Origin of the sequence: Catellatospora chokoriensis (assembly GCF_011297315.1) — a bacterium.
In the GTDB taxonomy this organism is placed as follows: Bacteria; Actinomycetota; Actinomycetes; order Mycobacteriales; family Micromonosporaceae; genus Catellatospora; species Catellatospora citrea.
In genome coordinates, this window is sequence record NZ_JAAOTI010000006.1 from 105,443 (window position 1) to 122,134 (window position 16,692).

17 protein-coding genes are annotated in these 16,692 nt (G+C 73.0%); 11 read left to right on the top strand and 6 right to left on the bottom strand.

The genetic code is table 11. The features are described 5' to 3' along the window. Positions 1 to 61: 61 nt before the first annotated feature. Entirely contained in the window at positions 62 to 1,102 is a 1,041-nt protein-coding gene (locus HAV39_RS11265) for a hypothetical protein (protein WP_191839127.1), read from the bottom strand. 215 nt (positions 1,103 to 1,317) lie between these two features. Between HAV39_RS11265 and HAV39_RS11270 the strand changes: the two genes are divergently transcribed. Further along, a complete protein-coding gene (locus HAV39_RS11270; protein ID WP_191839128.1) occupies positions 1,318 to 2,010 on the top strand; it encodes a M23 family metallopeptidase in 693 nt (230 codons plus the stop codon). A 103-nt stretch (positions 2,011 to 2,113) separates the two neighbouring features. On the opposite strand, the gene HAV39_RS11275 is transcribed toward HAV39_RS11270, so the two are convergent. After that, entirely contained in the window at positions 2,114 to 3,625 is a 1,512-nt protein-coding gene (locus tag HAV39_RS11275; protein ID WP_191839129.1) for an MFS transporter, read from the bottom strand. A gap of 25 nt (positions 3,626 to 3,650) precedes the next feature. Beyond that, positions 3,651 to 4,211 (bottom strand): TetR/AcrR family transcriptional regulator, encoded by a 561-nt coding sequence (locus HAV39_RS11280; RefSeq protein ID WP_191839130.1) that lies wholly within the window; start codon positions 4,209 to 4,211, stop codon positions 3,651 to 3,653. 281 nt (positions 4,212 to 4,492) lie between these two features. Between HAV39_RS11280 and sigK the strand changes: the two genes are divergently transcribed. The 9 genes from sigK to HAV39_RS11325 all read left to right on the top strand — a co-directional run bounded on the left by sigK (position 4,493) and on the right by HAV39_RS11325 (position 11,651). Then, positions 4,493 to 5,110 carry an ECF RNA polymerase sigma factor SigK gene (gene sigK, locus HAV39_RS11285; protein WP_373311808.1) on the top strand — a complete coding sequence of 206 codons (618 nt, stop codon included), beginning with the start codon at positions 4,493 to 4,495 and terminating at the stop codon, positions 5,108 to 5,110. A 58-nt stretch (positions 5,111 to 5,168) separates the two neighbouring features. Next, positions 5,169 to 5,906, top strand: a complete 738-nt coding sequence (locus HAV39_RS11290) for an anti-sigma factor (protein WP_191839131.1) — start codon at positions 5,169 to 5,171, stop codon at positions 5,904 to 5,906. 99 nt (positions 5,907 to 6,005) lie between these two features. Further along, the gene (locus HAV39_RS11295; RefSeq protein ID WP_191839132.1) at positions 6,006 to 6,650 is read left to right on the top strand and encodes a fasciclin domain-containing protein; all 645 of its coding nucleotides are present in this window, start codon (positions 6,006 to 6,008) and stop codon (positions 6,648 to 6,650) included. 92 nt (positions 6,651 to 6,742) lie between these two features. Then, the gene (locus tag HAV39_RS11300) at positions 6,743 to 8,392 is read left to right on the top strand and encodes a molybdopterin-dependent oxidoreductase (protein ID WP_191839133.1); all 1,650 of its coding nucleotides are present in this window, start codon (positions 6,743 to 6,745) and stop codon (positions 8,390 to 8,392) included. A 31-nt stretch (positions 8,393 to 8,423) separates the two neighbouring features. Next, the gene (locus tag HAV39_RS11305; protein ID WP_120319436.1) at positions 8,424 to 8,834 is read left to right on the top strand and encodes an ACT domain-containing protein; all 411 of its coding nucleotides are present in this window, start codon (positions 8,424 to 8,426) and stop codon (positions 8,832 to 8,834) included. Between the two features lie 154 nt (positions 8,835 to 8,988). Next, positions 8,989 to 10,113, top strand: coding sequence for a sensor histidine kinase (locus HAV39_RS11310; RefSeq protein ID WP_191839134.1), 1,125 nt, complete (start codon positions 8,989 to 8,991; stop codon positions 10,111 to 10,113). Beyond that, a complete protein-coding gene (locus HAV39_RS11315) occupies positions 10,110 to 10,793 on the top strand; it encodes a response regulator (protein ID WP_191839135.1) in 684 nt (227 codons plus the stop codon). The genes HAV39_RS11310 and HAV39_RS11315 overlap by 4 nt, the downstream gene beginning before the upstream one ends. Then, positions 10,790 to 11,323 carry a DUF2269 family protein gene (locus HAV39_RS11320; RefSeq protein ID WP_191839136.1) on the top strand — a complete coding sequence of 178 codons (534 nt, stop codon included), beginning with the start codon at positions 10,790 to 10,792 and terminating at the stop codon, positions 11,321 to 11,323. The genes HAV39_RS11315 and HAV39_RS11320 overlap by 4 nt, the downstream gene beginning before the upstream one ends. A gap of 70 nt (positions 11,324 to 11,393) precedes the next feature. Then, positions 11,394 to 11,651, top strand: a complete 258-nt coding sequence (locus tag HAV39_RS11325; protein WP_191839137.1) for a hypothetical protein — start codon at positions 11,394 to 11,396, stop codon at positions 11,649 to 11,651. Between the two features lie 13 nt (positions 11,652 to 11,664). Here the strand turns inward: HAV39_RS11325 and HAV39_RS11330 are convergent, their stop codons facing one another. Then, positions 11,665 to 12,504 (bottom strand): hypothetical protein, encoded by an 840-nt coding sequence (locus HAV39_RS11330; RefSeq protein ID WP_191839138.1) that lies wholly within the window; start codon positions 12,502 to 12,504, stop codon positions 11,665 to 11,667. Positions 12,505 to 12,726: 222 nt separating this feature from the next. Here HAV39_RS11330 and HAV39_RS11335 point away from each other — a divergent pair, with 222 nt between their 5' ends. Further along, positions 12,727 to 14,775 (top strand): Hsp70 family protein, encoded by a 2,049-nt coding sequence (locus tag HAV39_RS11335; RefSeq protein ID WP_191839139.1) that lies wholly within the window; start codon positions 12,727 to 12,729, stop codon positions 14,773 to 14,775. Positions 14,776 to 14,878: 103 nt separating this feature from the next. Here the strand turns inward: HAV39_RS11335 and HAV39_RS11340 are convergent, their stop codons facing one another. Then, positions 14,879 to 15,433, bottom strand: coding sequence for a hypothetical protein (locus tag HAV39_RS11340; protein ID WP_191839140.1), 555 nt, complete (start codon positions 15,431 to 15,433; stop codon positions 14,879 to 14,881). Positions 15,434 to 15,499: 66 nt separating this feature from the next. After that, positions 15,500 to 16,621 (bottom strand): AI-2E family transporter, encoded by a 1,122-nt coding sequence (locus HAV39_RS11345; protein ID WP_191839141.1) that lies wholly within the window; start codon positions 16,619 to 16,621, stop codon positions 15,500 to 15,502. Positions 16,622 to 16,692 lie beyond the last annotated feature (71 nt).

A 16,692-nucleotide genomic window follows, 5' to 3' on the forward strand; every position in this document is an offset into this window, starting at 1 on the left:
TGCTTGTCGCGGTAGGTAAGGAAAGGGCTCCTTCTCGACCTCGCCTGCCGGTGACCTGCGGTCAGCGGGCGGGGTCCGCGGCGTGGCCGTTCGCCCACGCGGACCAGGCGTCGCGCCAGTCCTCGTCCGCCGCCGCGCGGATCTGGACCGGCAGGTCAGGGCGACGGACGGTCTCCTCGCGGCGTTGCCATGCGCGCTGCGCCCCGGCGCTGGACACGGCCTCGCTGAGCGACGTGGCGAACAGCAGCGTCTCGGCAACCGCTCGCTCCCGCAGGCGGGCGTCGGCACGGAACCAGTCCGCCCCGTCCTGCAACGTCGACAGCTGCGCCAGCATGCCGCTGACCGCGCGGTCGGCCACGGGCTCCGGCTGATCGGCCAGCTCCATCTGCCGCCGCACGGCCGCCCGCCACAGGGTGCGCCAGTACCCGGGCAGTCGCGGCCCCGGACCGCCGTCGGCCAGCAACGCCGCACGCTCCCGGCCCAGCCGCAGGCAGACGTCCGCCAGGACACGATGCGGCTCGCCGGCCGGCACCCGCGCGGCCTCCGGGTCGTCGGGCCCCGTGCCGGAACCTGGCGGGCCGACGTGCGGGCGCGCCAGCATCGCCGTCAGCTCGGTCACGGCGTGCACGCTGAGCACCTCGGGACGCCAGTCGCGAGCCACCACGGTGATCTCGACGTCCTGGCGGCTGCAGCGAGCCGCCCACCAGCGGTCGCCGGCCCGTACGAGCCGCCCGGCCACGGCCACGCCGTCGACGAGGACCGTGGTGTCCCCCTCGGTCCACTCGACGTCGGCGAACCGGTGACCGTGCCCGCGCATGCCCACCTCGACCTCCCCCCGCAGCGGCCCGGAATCGAACGACGTGCCGGACCGGCAGACGGTCTCCACGGCGGCCCAGGGCAACGTCAAACCCTCGCCGTGCACGACGCGGACGCTGGTGATCCGGCCGTCGGCCTGCCCCAGGCCCGCGAACCGTGCCGCGCCGGGCAGCGCCGGGCCAGCCAGCGCGAACACCGGCAGGCCACTGCCGAGCAGCTCGGCGTGCAGGCGTTCCTGCTGGCGGGCGAAGCGCTCCCGTGCGGCTTCGGACGGCTCATAGCTCACCCGGATCCCTCCAGCCTGCGTGCCTGACTCGCGGCTGCCCAGGTGAGGCCGGACGGACACGTGACAGGCCCGGCGGGCTTCACCCGCAGCGGCGGGTGCCGTCCCTGAAGGACGTGGACATCCTGTGTACCCGACGCCGCGCCCGGGACGTCACGGCGGCCACTGTCGGATTCCGGCGGTCTGCCCGGCCCGAGTCGCGGGAGTAGGGTCGGGCGGTGCGTTCCCACCTTGTGCCGCTCGGCCTCGTGACCGTCCTGGCGCTCGCCGCGTGCGGCGGGCCGGCGGAAAGGCCCGTGTTCACGCCGGCCGCGGCGGCCACGCCCGCCCCGAGCGCGACGCCGGACGCCGCGCCCTCGCCCTCGCCCTCCACCGCCGCGTCGCCGCCCGCGGTCCACCACGTGTTCCCCGTGCTGGGCAAGACCTCCTACGGGCGCACCCACCACGACTACCAGGCCACCGACATCATGGCGCCGTGCGGCGCGACCGTCGTCGCGGCCATCGACGGCGTGGTGCTGGAGATCTCGCCGGTGGACCTCTACGACCCGAAGAACGACGACGGCGCGACCCGCGGCGGCAAGTCGGTGTCGCTGCTCGGCGACGACGGCGTGCGCTACTACGGTTCGCACTTCTCCGCGATCGACGCGAAGATCCGCGCGGGGGTACGGGTCACCGCCGGGCAGCAGCTCGGCAAGGTCGGCCGGACCGGTCTGGCCAGCGCCTGCCACCTGCACTTCGGCATGTCCCCGGTGTGCGCGCGCACGGGCGACTGGTGGATCCGCCGCGGCGTGATCTGGCCCTGGCGCTACCTCGACGCGTGGCGCAAGGGCACCGCCAAGTCCCCCGTCCCCGAGATCAGCACCTGGGAAAGCAAGAACGGCTGCTCCACCAAGCCGCCCAAGGGCGCCTGACCACGCCTCCATAGATAAACGCTGGCCTATCTGATCGAGTTCGATCTACGAATTCTCGATCAGATAGGCCAGCGTCTATTGAGAACGGATCGGCAGTCCGGCGTCAGCCGACGTGGACCGCGCCCTCCGTCGGGAGGTCGGACTTGCGGACCTTGATCAGGACCGTGATCACGATCGCGGAGACGACCAGCAGGCCGCCGCCCCAGGCGAACGCCGTCGCGAACCCGTGCACCGCCGCCTCGGCCTGCACGAACCCCGCCACCTGCGGGTCCATGCCCGGCTTGAGGTGCTCGGTCGCGTAGTCCGTGGTCGCGTTGAGCGCGAACGTGCTCAGCAGCGCCGCGCCCAGCGAGCCGCCCACCTGCTGGGTGGCGTTCAGCGTCGCGCTGGCCGCACCGGCGTCGTGCTGCGGCACACCGACCAGCGCGAGGCTGGACAGCGGCACGAACGTGAAGCCCAGGCCGAGGCCGAGCACGATCGCGCCGGGCAGCACGTGGCTGGCGTACGCGGTGGTCACGCCGATCTGGGTGAGGAACAGCATCGAACCCGCGGCCAGCACCGCACCGGCGATCATCAGCGGCTTCGCGCCCAGCTTCGGCAGCAGCTGGCTGGCGATGCCCGCGGAGATGAACACGCCCGCCGAGATCGGCAGCGAGGCCAGACCGGCCTCGATCGGGGTGTAGCCGAGCACGCCCTGGAAGTAGAAGGTCAGGAAGAAGAACGCGCCCATCAGGCCGGCACCGGTCAGGGTGCTGGACAGGTACGCGCCGCCGCGGTTGCGGTCGAGCAGGATGCGCAGCGGCAGCAGCGGGTTCTTCGAGAACTTCTGGATGACCACGAACACGACCAGCAGCGCCAGGCCGCCGCCCATGTAGGCCAGCGCCTCCGGGGAGTCCCAGCCGTGCTCCGGCTCGGCGGCCTTGGTCAGGCCGTACACCAGGGCGACCAGGCCCAGGGTGACCGCGATCGCGCCGGGGATGTCGTAGCGGGTGTTGCCCTCGGCCTTGCTCTCCGGCACGAACGGGATCGCCGCCGCGATGGCGATGATCGCGATCGGGATGTTGACCAGCAGGCACCAGCGCCAGTCGGCGTACTCGGTGAGCACGCCGCCCAGCAGCAGGCCGACCGCCGCGCCGCCGCCGGCGATGGCGCCGTACACGGCGAATGCCTTGGCGCGCTCCTTGGCGTCGGTGAACAGCACCGTCAGCAGGGCCAGTCCGGCCGGGGCGAGCAGCGCGCCGAACGCGCCCTGCAGGCCGCGCGCGGCGAACAGGCTCAGGCCGTCCCAGGCCAGACCGCCCAGCGCGGACGCGGCCGCGAAGCCGATCGCACCGGCGATGAAGGTGCGCTTGCGGCCCCAGTAGTCGGCGATGCGGCCGCCGAGCAGCAGCAGACCGCCGAAGGTCAGCGTGTACGCGGTGAGCACCCACTGCCGCTCGGCGTCGGTGATGCCCAGGTCCACCTGCATTTTGGGCAGGGCGATGTTCACGATGGTCGCGTCGAGGACCACCATCAGCTGCGCGATGGCGATGATCGTCAGGGCGAGCCAGCGCCGGGGGTTCGGGGCGGCGGCGGAAGGCTCCGCAGCCTCGGGTCGGGAGACCGTGGTGGTCATCGTCGTGCCTTTCGGTGGGGGTTTTTCAGCGGGCCAGGACGGGGAGCAGGACCTCGTCGCAGACCCGGGCCAGATACTCGTCGTCGAGCGGCCGGCCGTGTCCGAGGTGCCTCGCCATCAGCAGCGCCGTGACGAGGTCGGGGAAGAGGCTGTCGAAGGGCTGCGGCTTGATCTCGCCGCGCTGCACCGCACGCTCCAGCAGCTCCTCGGTGTGCCGGTGGATCTCGGGATACACCTGGCCGCGAACGATGCCGGCGAGTTCGGGGTCGGTCTGCATCGCGAAGGACAGCGCGTGGATCAGCGGCCCCTCGTCGACGACGCAGCGGGCCGCGACGGACAGCAGCTCGATCAGGTCCCCGCGCAGGCCGCCGGTGTCGGCGGGGGCGACGTCGTCGGCCTGCTGCTGGCGCAGCACCTGGGCGACGAGGTCGGGCTTGCCGGGCCAGTGCCGGTACAGCGTCGCCTTGCTCATGTGCGCGCGCGACGCGATCGCGTCCATGGTCATCTTGTCGTAGCCGACCTCGCACAGCAGCTCGCGCACGGCGGCGCACAGGGGCGCTCCGGCGGGCACGCGGGCACGGCTCATGACAGGCTCCGGGGGGAAGGGAGATGCGGAACGGTACGGTTCCGTTTCCTGACCATACGCAGTTGACCTGGTCAGGCGCGTTCCCCTGAGAGGCGGATCACCCGATCGACATCGGCCTTCCTGTGCTCGGCGTCGTCGTCGGTGTCGCGGTGGCGGCACGAACGGGCGATGATCGCAGTGGGCGGTGAATGAGATCTGACCCATCCGCGACGGGTTCGGCGCCGAATAAGCGTTGATACGCAAGTGACGGGTGAACAGATCCATGCCGGAAGGGCGGAACTGTGAACGGTGACGAACAGCCGTACCAACGGCCCGACCGGCTGTCGAGCGTGCCCGACGTGGCGCCGCCCGCCGACGCCGAGACGCTGCTTCGGGCCGTGGCCCGCGGCGACGAGGCGGCCTTCACCAGGCTCTACGAGCTGGTCGCACCGCGCGTCTACGGGCTGGCCCGGCGCGTCGTGCGCGACCCGGCGCAGGCCGAGGAGGTCGCGCAGGAGGCGCTGGTGGAGGTGTGGCGCACCGCCAGCCGCTTCGACCCGGCGCGCGGCTCGGCGACCGCGTGGGTCTTCACCATCACCCACCGCCGCGCCGTGGACCGGGTGCGCTCCGAACAGGCCGCGCTGGACCGGGTGCAGCGGATGGCGCCGGAGGCGACGCAGACGCCCGCCGACGAGGTGGTCGAGCAGGCCACCGCGCGGCTGCAGCGCCAGCAGGTGCGCCGGTGCATCAAGACCCTCACCGACCTGCAGCGTGAGGCGATCACTCTGGCCTACTACGGCGGTTACACCTATCAGCAGGTCGCCCAGTTGCTGGGCGCCGGGCTGCCCACCGTGAAGACCCGCATGCGCGACGGCCTGATCCGGCTGCGCGACTGCCTCGGCGTGGAGGTGTCGGCATGAGCACGCGAATCATGGGCTCGGCATATGCCAGCGGCGGCGAGCGGAGCGAGGTGTCGGCATGAGCGAGATCCACTCTCTGGCCGGTCCGTACGTGCTGCACGCGCTGGACGAGTCCGAGCGCGAGACGTTCATCCAGCACCTGCGCGGGTGCGAGACGTGCGCGGCCGAGGTGGCCGAGCTGAACGAGACCGTGGCGCGGCTGGCCGACGACGCCTGGTCGGTGCCGCCGCCCGCGCTGCGGGAGAACGTGCTGGCCGCGGTGCGGCGCACCCGGCAGATCCCGCCGGCCCGGCCGGTGCGCGTGCGGCGCGAGCCCACGCGCTGGTGGCGGCATCCGGTCGCGCTGACCACGGCCGCGTGCCTGCTGGTCGCGGCGCTGGTCGGCGGGGCGACCTGGACGGTGCAGGAGCAGCGGCTGCGCGACGAGCGGGCCACGGCGCAGGCCGCGCAGCAGGAACTGGCGCGTACGCAGGCGGTGCTGACCGCGCAGGACGCGACGGTGCGCACCTCCGACGTGGCCGGTGGCGGCAAGGTCACCGTGGTGGCCTCGTCCAGCCAGGACGCCGCGGTGATCCTGCTGGCCACGCACTCGCCGGGGGCGCAGAAGGCGTACCAGTTCTGGCTGATGGAGGGCACGACGCCGTACTCGGCCGGAGTGCTCGCCGCCGGGCAGGGCACCGCCACGCGCCTGGTCAGCGGGGTCAACGCCGCCGACGCGATGGGCCTGACCGTGGAGCCGGCCGGTGGTTCGGCCAGCCCGACACTGCCCATCATCGCCGAGATCCCCATGAAGTAGAAAAAAACCGACAAAAATCGCGCTAATCGCTCCAAACCATGACGGGTTCAGTGTCGAATCACCGGTGGAGGTTTTCACCGGAGGAAAGGAACCACCGTCATGTACGGGAAGAGGAAGCTCACCGCGCTCGCGGCCGTCGCCGCGTTCTCGCTCTCGCTGGCGCTCAGCGCCTGCGGGAGCGAGACCATGACGACGGCCACGCAGCCGACCGCCGTGCCGACCACGATGCCGACGGCCCTGCCGTCGATGCCCGGCGGCACCACGGGCGGCGAGTTCGGACCGGCCTGCGCCGGCATCCCCACCGACCCGGCCAACCCGGGCAGCCTGGAGATGATGGCCCAGCAGCCGGTGGCCACCGCGGCAGCCGCCAACCCGCAGCTGTCCACGCTGGTCGCCGCGATCCAGGCCGGTGACCTGGCCGACACGCTCAACAGCGCCGAGGCCGTCACCGTCTTCGCACCGACCAACGAGGCCTTCGCGAAGATCCCGAAGGCCGACCTGGACAAGGTGCTCGCCGACAAGGACATGCTCAAGAAGATCCTGACCTACCACGTCGTATCCGGAAAGACCGCGCCCGACGCGCTCGCCGGCACCCACAAGACGCTCGAAGGCCAGGACGTCACGGTCACCGGCAGCGGCACCGATTTCAAGGTCAACGACACCGCGATGATCGTCTGCGGCAACATCCAGACCCGCAACGGCGTGGTCTACCTCGTCGACAGCGTGCTCATGCCTCCGTCCTGACGGACGGTGGGAAGGGCGCCCGTCGCCGCAGCCGGCTCCGCCCGCCTTCCGCGCGGAAGGCGCCCTTCCCCAATCCTCCGAGGAGGACTCCCATGCGACGCCTGATCCGTCCCGCGCTCAGCGGGCTGCTGGCCGCCGCCGGCGGCATCGCCACCGCCGAACTCGTCGCCTCACTGGTGCGGCCCGAATCCTCGCCGCTGGTCGCCATCGGCGGCACCGTCATCGACGCCACCCCGACGCCGGTGAAGGAGTACGCGGTCTCGACCTTCGGCACCAACGACAAACCACTGCTCATCGGCACCATCCTGGTCGTACTCGCAGCCCTGGCCGCCGCGGTCGGGGTGCTCGCGGTGCGCCACCGGACCGCCGCGCTGCTCGCCATCGGCGCGCTCGGCCTGGTCGGCGCGGCCGCCGCACTGGCCCGCCCCGGCGCCCGCCCACTCGACGCCCTGCCGTCCCTGCTCGCCGGAGCCGTCTCCGCCGTCCTGCTGGCCTGGCTGGCCCCGAAAGCCGTCACCGCACCCCCGCCCCCATCCCCGGTGCCCGCTCCGGATTCCGCCGCAGGCACGGCTGCGACGAAGCCATGGACGCCATCGGACCCGGGCGCTCACGCGGGCGCAGCAACTCCGCAGCACCCCGAAGCTGCGACCGCGACCCCACCGGGCCCCGAGACGACGGCCGCACCGGGCCGCACCGGGCGGCGCTCGTTCCTCGTCGCGGCCGGGCTGGTCGCACTGGGCACCGCGCTCGCGGGCGGGCTCGCCGCGATCATCCGCCGCAGCGGTGCCCAGGCCGCCGACGAGGCCCGCGGCGCGATCACCCTGCCCGCTCCCGCCGACCCGGGCCCGCCCCCGGAGCAGACGCCCGGCTTCTACACGCCCAACCAGGACTTCTACCGCGTCGACATCGCGCTGACAGTGCCCCGGATCGACCCGCGCCAGTGGAGCCTGCAGATCACCGGCATGGTCGACCGCCCCGTCGAGCTCAGCTTCGACGACCTGCTCAAGCAGCCGCTGATCGAACGCGACATCACGCTCAACTGCGTGTCCAACGAGGTCGGCGGCCCGTACGTCGGCAACGCCCGCTGGCTCGGAGTGCCGCTGGCACCGCTGCTGCGCGCCGCGGGCGTGCAGGCCGGCGCGGACCAGATCGTCGCCCGGGCCGCGGACGGCATCACCATCGGCACCCCGGTCGCCACCGTGCTCGACGGCCGTGACGCGATGCTGGCGCTGGGCATGAACGGCCAGGCCCTGCCGCTGGAGCACGGCTTCCCGGTCCGCATGCTCACCCCCGGCCTCTACGGCTACGTCGGCGCCGCCAAATGGATCACGTCGCTGGAGCTGTCGACCTTCAGCAGCTTCGACGCCTACTGGGTGCAGCGCGGCTGGGCCCAGATGGGCCCGGTCAAGACCGCCTCGCGCATCGACCGTCCCAAGGCGTTCGCGCAGCTCCCCGCGGGCACGGTGACCGTCGCCGGGGTCGCCTGGGCGCAGCACCGCGGCATCAGCGCGGTCGAGGTCCAGGTCGACGACGCGCCGTGGCAGCAGGCCCGGCTGCTGCCGGTGCCGTCCACCGACACCTGGGTGCAGTGGGTGTGGGACTGGCCCGCCACCACCGCCGGCAACCACACGCTGCGGGTACGCGCCGTCGACAGCACCGGCGCGGTGCAGGCCGAGCAGCGCGCCGACCCGTTCCCCGACGGCGCGACAGGTTGGCAGACGCTCGCGGTCACGGTGACCTGAGATGGCCCGCGGAACTGACAGGATGGCAGTCGTGACCGGAGAACGCGACCTCGGCGCGCTGCTGCACGGGCTGCAGCCCCAGCGCCACCCGTACGAATACGTCTTCACCACCGTCACGGGCAACGTCCCGCCGGGGGTGCACCCGGTCGTCATGGTCGCCGAGCCGGAGGGCACCACGCTGGTGGTGATGCGGGCCGAGGCCGACGCGGCCGGGCTGCCCTACGACTTCGTCGCCTCGTGGATCACCCTGCGGGTGCACTCGGCCCTGGACGCCGTCGGGCTGACCGCGGCCGTGTCCACCGCGTTGGCCGACGTCGGCATCAGCTGCAACGTGGTGGCCGGATACTTCCACGACCACCTGTTCGTCGGCTGCGCCGACGCCGACCAGGCGATGGCCGTGCTGGCGGGCCTGGCCACCGCCACCCGCCCGATCCCCGCCTGAACCCGCAGGCCACGGCTGTGCCGGCGTTAACAAGGGCACCTTCCTCTACCCATGGCGATGGGAAGGTGCCCTTCCTTGTACTCCCCGGGGAGTAGACGGGGTCACTCCCGGTGTGCGACGACGGGGTGCCCCCGCCGCGCCTAGCGTGGTGGGCATGACCTGGGAACACCCTCAACGAGTCCGGGGACGCAGGTTCTTCCCCGTGCTCATCGCCCTGATCCAGATGGTCGGGGTGACCTTCGCCGCGACGGTCGCCGGCAGCCTCGACGGCGCCGTCGCACCCCGCGCGCTCGACTGGTTCGGCTATGCCCTGCTGGCCGGATCCGCCGCCGCGATGTGGCTGGTCCGTATGCACGTGTACGCCGCCCTCGCCGCGGTCGGCGCGCTCACCCTGGCCTACGTCGCGCTGGGCTACCCGTGGGGGCCGTTCTTCCTCGCCTTCCTGTTCAGCCTGATCTTCGCGGTGGTGCTCGGGCACCGGGCCGCGGCCTGGGTCACCGCCGGGCTCGGGTACGCCCTGTTCGTGCTCGTCGGCTGGCGGCTGCGCGAGCAGCCCCTGCTGTCCTGGCACTGGGTCGTGGTCGCGGGCGTGCTGGTCGGGGTGCTGCTCATCGCGCAGGTGATGCGCAGCAACCGGGACCGGATGCTGGAGCTGCGCCGCCGCCGGGTCGGCGACGAGCGGCTGCGCATCGCCCGCGAGGTGCACGACGTCGTCGCCCACCACATCTCCCTGATCAACGTGCAGGCCGGGGTGGCGCTGCACCTGCTCGACGACGACCCGGAGCAGGCCCGCACCGCGCTCGCCGCGATCAAGACGGCCAGCCGGGACACCCTGCGCGAGCTGCGCGCCACCCTGGGCGTGCTGCGCGGCGTCGACGAGCAGGCGCCCCGCAGCCCGGCGCCGAGCATCGACCGGCTCGACGAGCTGGTCGAGCGGTTCGCCGGGGCCGGGCTGCGGGTCGACGTCCGGGTCACCGGCACACCCCGTGAGCTGCCCACGCCGGTGGACCTGGCCGCGTACCGGATCGTGCAGGAGTCGCTGACCAACGTGCACCGCCACGCCGGGGTCGACCACGCGCAGGTGACGATCGGATACGACACCGACGAGCTGGTCGTCGACGTCACCGACCGGGGCCGCGGCGGCGACACCGCCGACGGCAACGGCCTGTCCGGGATCCGCGAACGGGTCGCCTCCCTGGGCGGTACGGTCGCGATCGGACCGCGTGCCGAGGGCGGGTTCACCGTCTGCGCGGTCCTGCCCACCGGGAGCGAATCATGATCACGGTATTGCTGGTGGACGACCAGGCGCTGGTCCGCGCCGGGTTCCGGGCCCTGCTGTCCGCGCAGGACGACATCACCGTGGTCGGCGAGGCCGGCGACGGCGAGGAGGGCGTACGCCAGACCGCCGCGCTGCGCCCCGACGTCGTGCTCATGGACATCCGCATGCCGCGCCTGGACGGCATCGAGGCCACCCGCCGCATCGCCGCCGACCCGGCGCTGGCCGAGGTGAAGGTCGTCATCCTGACCACGTTCGACCTCGACGAGTACGTGTTCGACGCGCTGCGCGACGGGGCCAGCGGCTTCCTGGTCAAGGACACCGAACCCGCCGACCTGATCCAGGCCGTGCGGGTGGTCGCCCGCGGCGACGCGCTGCTGTCCCCCGGCGTCACCCGCCGGCTCATCGCCGAGTACGCCCAGCGCTCGCGGCGGCCCAAGGACTCCGGGCGGCTGGCCGCGCTGGACGCGCTCACCGACCGCGAGCGCGAGGTGATGGCCCTGGTCGCCGCCGGGCTGTCCAACGACGAGATCGCCGAGCGGCTGTTCGTCAGCCCGGCCACCGCCAAGACCCACGTCAGCCGGGCCATGGTGAAGCTCGGCGCACGCGACCGCGCCCACCTGGTCGTCGAGGCGTACGAGTCGGGCCTGGTCCGGCCCGGCTGGACAGGAGACAACCCGTGACCGCCACCGCCACCCCCACCCGGAACAGGCAACGCACCCGGCCCGGCCCGCCGCGGCTGCCCCGCAACGCCCGCCGCTTCCTGCTCACCGCACACGTCGTCACGTCCGTCGGCTGGCTCGGCGTCGCGTACGCGCTGCTCGTCATGGCACTGAGCGCGCAGGCCTCCGGCGACCCGGGCACCCGCGAGGCGACGTACGCCCTGATGCTGGCCTTCGACAACGCCGCGATGCTGCCCCTGGGCCTGGCCGCGCTGGTCACCGGCGTGATCCTGGGCGTGGGCAGCCACTGGGGCGTGCTCCGCCACTGGTGGGTCGCCGTCAAACTCGTGCTCAACGTCGCCGTGCTCGTCGTCCCGCTGCTGACCCGCCACCCGGCCCTGGTCGACGCCGTCGACGCCGCCCGCGCCGGCCTGCTCACCGACCCGGCCCAGCAGGTCCTCGACGGCTCCATCGCCTCGGTGATCGTGTTGACCGTCGCCACCATCCTGTCCACCTACAAACCCTGGGGTCGCACCGGCGCCAAGTTCTAAGGAAGGGCACCGCGCGAGCGCGCTGGGAAAGGTCGGCGGGCGGAGCAGTCGTTCGCCTAGCATCGCCGCCATGCACACGGCCGAGCCGTACCTGGCGGTCTGGGCGCAGGAGCCCGGCGAGGCCGCGACCTTGCACCTGGCCCGCTACATCGACGACTTCGGCTGGACCTTCTCCCGCGACGACCGCTATCACCGCGAGGTCCGGGCCTGGCTGCGCACCGGCGTTCCCGCAGGCAGGCTGGAGGCGGCGTTCCTGGCGACCGACGACCCGGATGCGGCGGGCTGGTTCGGACAAGCGCTGGAGCAGCTCGAATTCCTGACCGCCTGACCTGAGCGCCCGGTCACGCCCACAGGTAGAGGCCGCAGCCGTCGCTCAGGTACGGAGCCGCCCAGGTGAAGAAGTCCTCCAGCCACGGGTCGCGGACGTCCCCGGCGGGCTCCCCCACGCGCGGGGGCGTGGCAAGCCGCAACGAGCGCGGACCCGTGCGGTTGACCTCCACGATCGCCGCGGCCAGCGCACGGCGGTAAACGCGCAGACCCGCCCAGGCCTGTTCCAGGTCCGCCGGCGGCATCGGCCCGTCGCCGGTCGGCACCGGACCGGGCTCAAGGGCGGGCGGCGGCACCGGGAGCCCGGCGAGGCCCGCCTTGGCGGCCAGGAACGCCGGCGAGGCCGCGCGGGCCACCGGTCGCGCACCCGCCACCGCCACCGCTTCCAGCGCCGCCTGCCGACAGGCCGCCAGCTCCCGGCTCTCCTCCCACAGCCGCAGCCGGTCCAGGTAGGAGCCCATCCGACCGGCGGTGATCTCGGCGTACCACCACTGCCACCGCGCGAACTCCGCACGCGCCCGCGCCGGACTCAGGCTCGACCACGCGGCGTCGCGCCACGACGGCGGGAGCAGCGGATTCGCGCCGATCACGGCGACCCGGAACGACGGCCACCCTGCCCCGTCCACCGGTATCTCCACCACGTCACGGAGCTCCCCGTCGGCCCTGCGCCACGCGGCTGCGGCGGCACGCCCGGCAGGCCCGGTGTCACGCGCGGACAGCTCGACCTCGCCACCCGTACCGCCCGGAGACCAGCCCGTGGCCAGGAAGGACGCCCGCTGCGCGGCGATGCGGCGCGCCAGCTCATCCGCCGTCACCCCGGCCCGTACCCGCATCGGCACCCAGTCCCTGCCCACCGCGGCAATGTAGACCAGTCCACACCGCCCCCGCCGGACATCCCCGACTACCCGGAGCAGCGGTGGGATCCGCACCGCCGACGCCCTGGCGCACAGATCGTCAACCCCGACACGCGAACGGTTAACTCGCTTGCAACAGCCGGTCGTTAGCATCGGCGACCATCAACGCGGCTGACGACGGCGTCACTTCGGGTCGCTTCGGGCAAACTCGGGAGCTCCGCTATGGCACAGCACCTCCTGGTGGTCGACTTCGGCACGTACCAGACCACGGCGGCACTCGTCACCGGGGCGCAGGTCCATCCGGTCCCGTGCCCGGTGACGGGCGCGCTCAGCTGGCCCTCGGCGGTCTGCCTGGACGGCAACGACCTGCTGGTGGGCACGGCCGCGGTGCACCGGCGCGAGGCGCTTCCCCGGGGCTTCGCCGCCGGGCCGCGGCAGTCGCTGGACAGCGGCGAGCCGGTCCGGCTGGGCGACCGGCAGGCCTCCGCCCCGGAGGTGCTGGCCGTGTTCCTGCGTGCGCTGCACCTCGAGGCCGAGCGCCGCTTCGGCGTCACCGTCGACCGGCTGGCGCTGACCGTGCCGGCCGCCTACGCCCCGCACGACGGGCGTCGCGAAGCGCTCATCGCGCTGGCCGCAGACGCCGGTTTCCCCGACGTCGAGGTGGTCGCCGACGCCACCGCGGCGATGCTGGACCCGCACACCCACGGCGACCTGCCCGACGGCGCGCTGGTGCTGGTCTGCGACCTGGGCGCGTCGTGGACGGTGTCGCTGGCCCGGATGCAGGGCGAGCGCCCGCAGCTGCTGGCGCACGAGACCTCGGGCAGCGGCCAGGACTTCGACCTGCTGCTCGTCAACGACCTGCGGGCGGTGCTGCACGACTGGCTGACCCCGGCGCTGCAGGCCGGCGGCGACACCGGGCTGCACGCGCGGTATGCGGCAGGCGAGTTCGTGCGCTCGGTCAAGCACCGGCTGGCCGACACCGACGAGGTGGTGGACCGGATCACCCCGCACGCCCCGCCGTACCGGCTGAACCGGGGCGGCCTGGACCGGCTGGCCGAGCCGGCGCTGCGGTGGCTCCTGGCGAGCTGCCGGGCGGTGGTCGCCCGGTCGGGATTCGGGCTGGCCGACGTGAGCGGGGTGCTGCTGGTCGGCGGCGCGTCGCGGCTGCCCGCGGCCCGCGCGGTGCTGCACGCCGAGCTGGGCCGCCCGGTGCGGCACCCGGCGGAGCCGGAGTACGCGGTGATCCGCGGGGCGGCGCGCTGGGCCGGGCGGGTCGCCGCGCGGCGGGTGCCGGCCAACACCGCGTCGTGGCGGATGGAGCCGCTGAGCTGGGACCTGCCCGACGGCCGGGCCCGTCTGGTGCGCTGGCTGGTCGCCGAGGGCGGGCAGTACGCCCCCGGGGCGGCGCTGGCGCAGGTGCGCACCGCCGACGACCGGGTGTACGACCTGACCGCGCAGCGCGAAGGCATCCTCATGGAGCACCGTGTCGCCGCCGGGGCGCTGCTGACCTCGGACTCCGTCGCGGCGGTGGCGCGTTCGGCGAAGCTGCTCAGCGGCGACCGGGCCGCCAAGCGGCACCAGCTGCGGGTGGACGGGGACTGGCTGCTCACGCCCGACCACGAGCTGCTGGTGGAGTGCGAGCGCTCCGGGGCGTACGTGCGGATGCGGTCCATCGCCAACGGCGCGGTCGTCAACGAGGTGCGCCCGAAGCTGCGCGTCGGCGACGGCACCGGCAAGGTGTTCGTCGGGCCCGGTGGCCGGCTGGCGCTGGTCGCCTGGAACACCGACGGCCAGTTCAGCGTGTGGGACGTGACCAGTGGGCACCTGACCAGCAGCTTCCAGGCGGCGTCGAACAACCGGCCGGTGAAGGTGCTGGTGCACGAGGGCCAGTGGCGGCTGATCGCCGAGGCGGACCGCAAGGTCCATGTCGGACGGTACGTGCGCGACGTGGCGACGATGTGGGACCTGGGCACGGGCACGGTCGTCGAGGAGATGGTCGGCGAGGACCTGCACCGCCGCTACGACGGTTACACCGAGCACAGCCCATACGACGGCTTCGCGCCGCAGTGCGACAGCCCCGACGGGCGGCTGCGCGCCGGATCCGCGGGCACCGCGGTGTGGCTGCACGAATCCGGCACGGACGAGGAGGTGTTCCGCACCGACATCGCCGCCGCGCGCTCGGTGCGCACCGCCTTCAGCGCCGACGGCCACCACCTGCTGGCCCGCTGGTCCACCGCCGACACCACCTGCGTCGACGTCTGGCAGGTCTGACCCCCACCCCCGTGCCGCGACTCTTGAAGACTCGCGCCCTCAGCCGCTGGGCGGAGGCACGAGTCTTCAAGAGTCGCGCGAAGATCCGGGGGACGGGGGCGGGTCAGCAGGAGGCGACGGGGCGGACGTTGGCGACCGTGGTGAGGTGGACCTCCAGGGTCTCGCCGGCGGCGGTGTTGAGCCACATCGCGCCCGCGGGGGCGCCCTCGGCGACCTGGCCGCAGGCCTTGCCGCCGTTGCCTAGGCTCACCTCGACCGAGGGGGCCTGCTCGGTGGGCCACCAGGCGGACAGGCCCGCGAACGCCATCAGCGCCACCGAGACGATGGTGGTGCGGATGCCGGAGCGCAGCTGACCGCTCATCTCGGCCGGGTCGGCGGGCGCGGCGGGGTCGCCCGTCGGCCAGGCCACCTTGCCGACCATGACGATCGACCACAGCGCGGTGGCGAACGCGCCGACCGAACCGCCGGTGGCCAGCCACTGCAGCCAGTCGGGGCCGGGCGCTTCCGCGCCCATCTTCAGCACGCCGCAGAAGCCGATGAAGCCGAGCACGCCGAGTTGTACGCCGTGCCAGCCGCGCGCCGATTCGATCAGCTTGGCCAGCGGATCGGCACCGTCGACTGTGGACACGGCGGAGGGGAGGTTGCCGTCGGGTTGCATGCCGACAGTCATACCGCATACATGGAGGTGGTGGTGTGTCGGCCTTCCGTCCCCGCCGCGCTGCCGTCAGATACGGTCCAGGTGCGGCATCGCGATCTTCCGCATGGTCAGCTGCACGCCCGCGACCACCGGGATCGCGATCAGCGCGCCGAGCGCGCCCAGCAGCACCGCGCCGATCAGCGCGGACAGGATCACGGCCAGGTCGGAGACGTCGACCGAGCGCCGCAGCACCCGCGGCGCGATGACCCAGTTCTCCAGCTGCTGGTACAGGATGAAGAAGACGACGCAGGCGATGCCGGCCGTCGGCGAGTGCGCGAACCCGGCGATGACCACCACGACCGCGCCCAGCGTCGCGCCGATCTGCGGGATCAGGTCGCACACCGCGACCACCATCGCCAGCGCGAACGCGTACGACACCCCGACGATCAGCAGGAACACGAACGTGCTCACCCCGGCGACGAACGCGATCCCCAGCGAGCCGAGCAGGTACGCGCCGATCTTCTCGAAGATCTCGTCGCCGATCTCGCGGGCGGTGTCCCGGCGCGAAGCCGGGAACAGCTTGTAGAAGCCCTCCTTGAGCCGGGTCCACGCGGCCAGGAAGTAGATGGTGAGGATGAACACGGTGAGCACGTTGAAGATGACGCCGAACACGGCCTGCACGCCGCCCAGCGCCCCGCCGAGGGCCTTGGTGATGTTCTCGTTGGTGGCGGCGTCCTTCAGCCGGTCGATCACGTCGAACCGCTGGTTGAAGTCGGCCACCTGCGGGTTGCGGTTGAGCTCGTCCAGGTAGGCGGGCAGGTTCTCGATCAGCTCACCGGTCTGGGTGATCAGCGGCGGTGCCAGCGCGCCCAGGCCGCCGCAGGCGACCAGCACCACGGCCAGCGCGACGATGGTGACGGCGAGGCCGCGCGGCAGCCCGCGCCGCTGCAGCCAGGCCACGGCCGGGTGCAGGCCGATCGCCAGGAACAGCGCGGCGAGCATCAGCAGCAGCACCGACAGCGTCTCGCGCACCGCCCAGGTGAGCACGATCGCGCACATCAGGCCGAGCCCGCCGAGGAAACCGACGACGAACACGTGCCGGTTGCGGCGGGCCGCCTGCGCGTCCGGCGTGCTCGGGTCCACCTCCGGGCGCCGCTGCGCCGGGGCCGTCTGCGTGGCCTCGTCCTGCGTCGTGTCCTCTGTCGCCATCGCGCACCTCCGCGAAGAGACTGCCACATCGGGTGACGTCACGGCAGCGCCCGGATGGCCACGGGTTGACC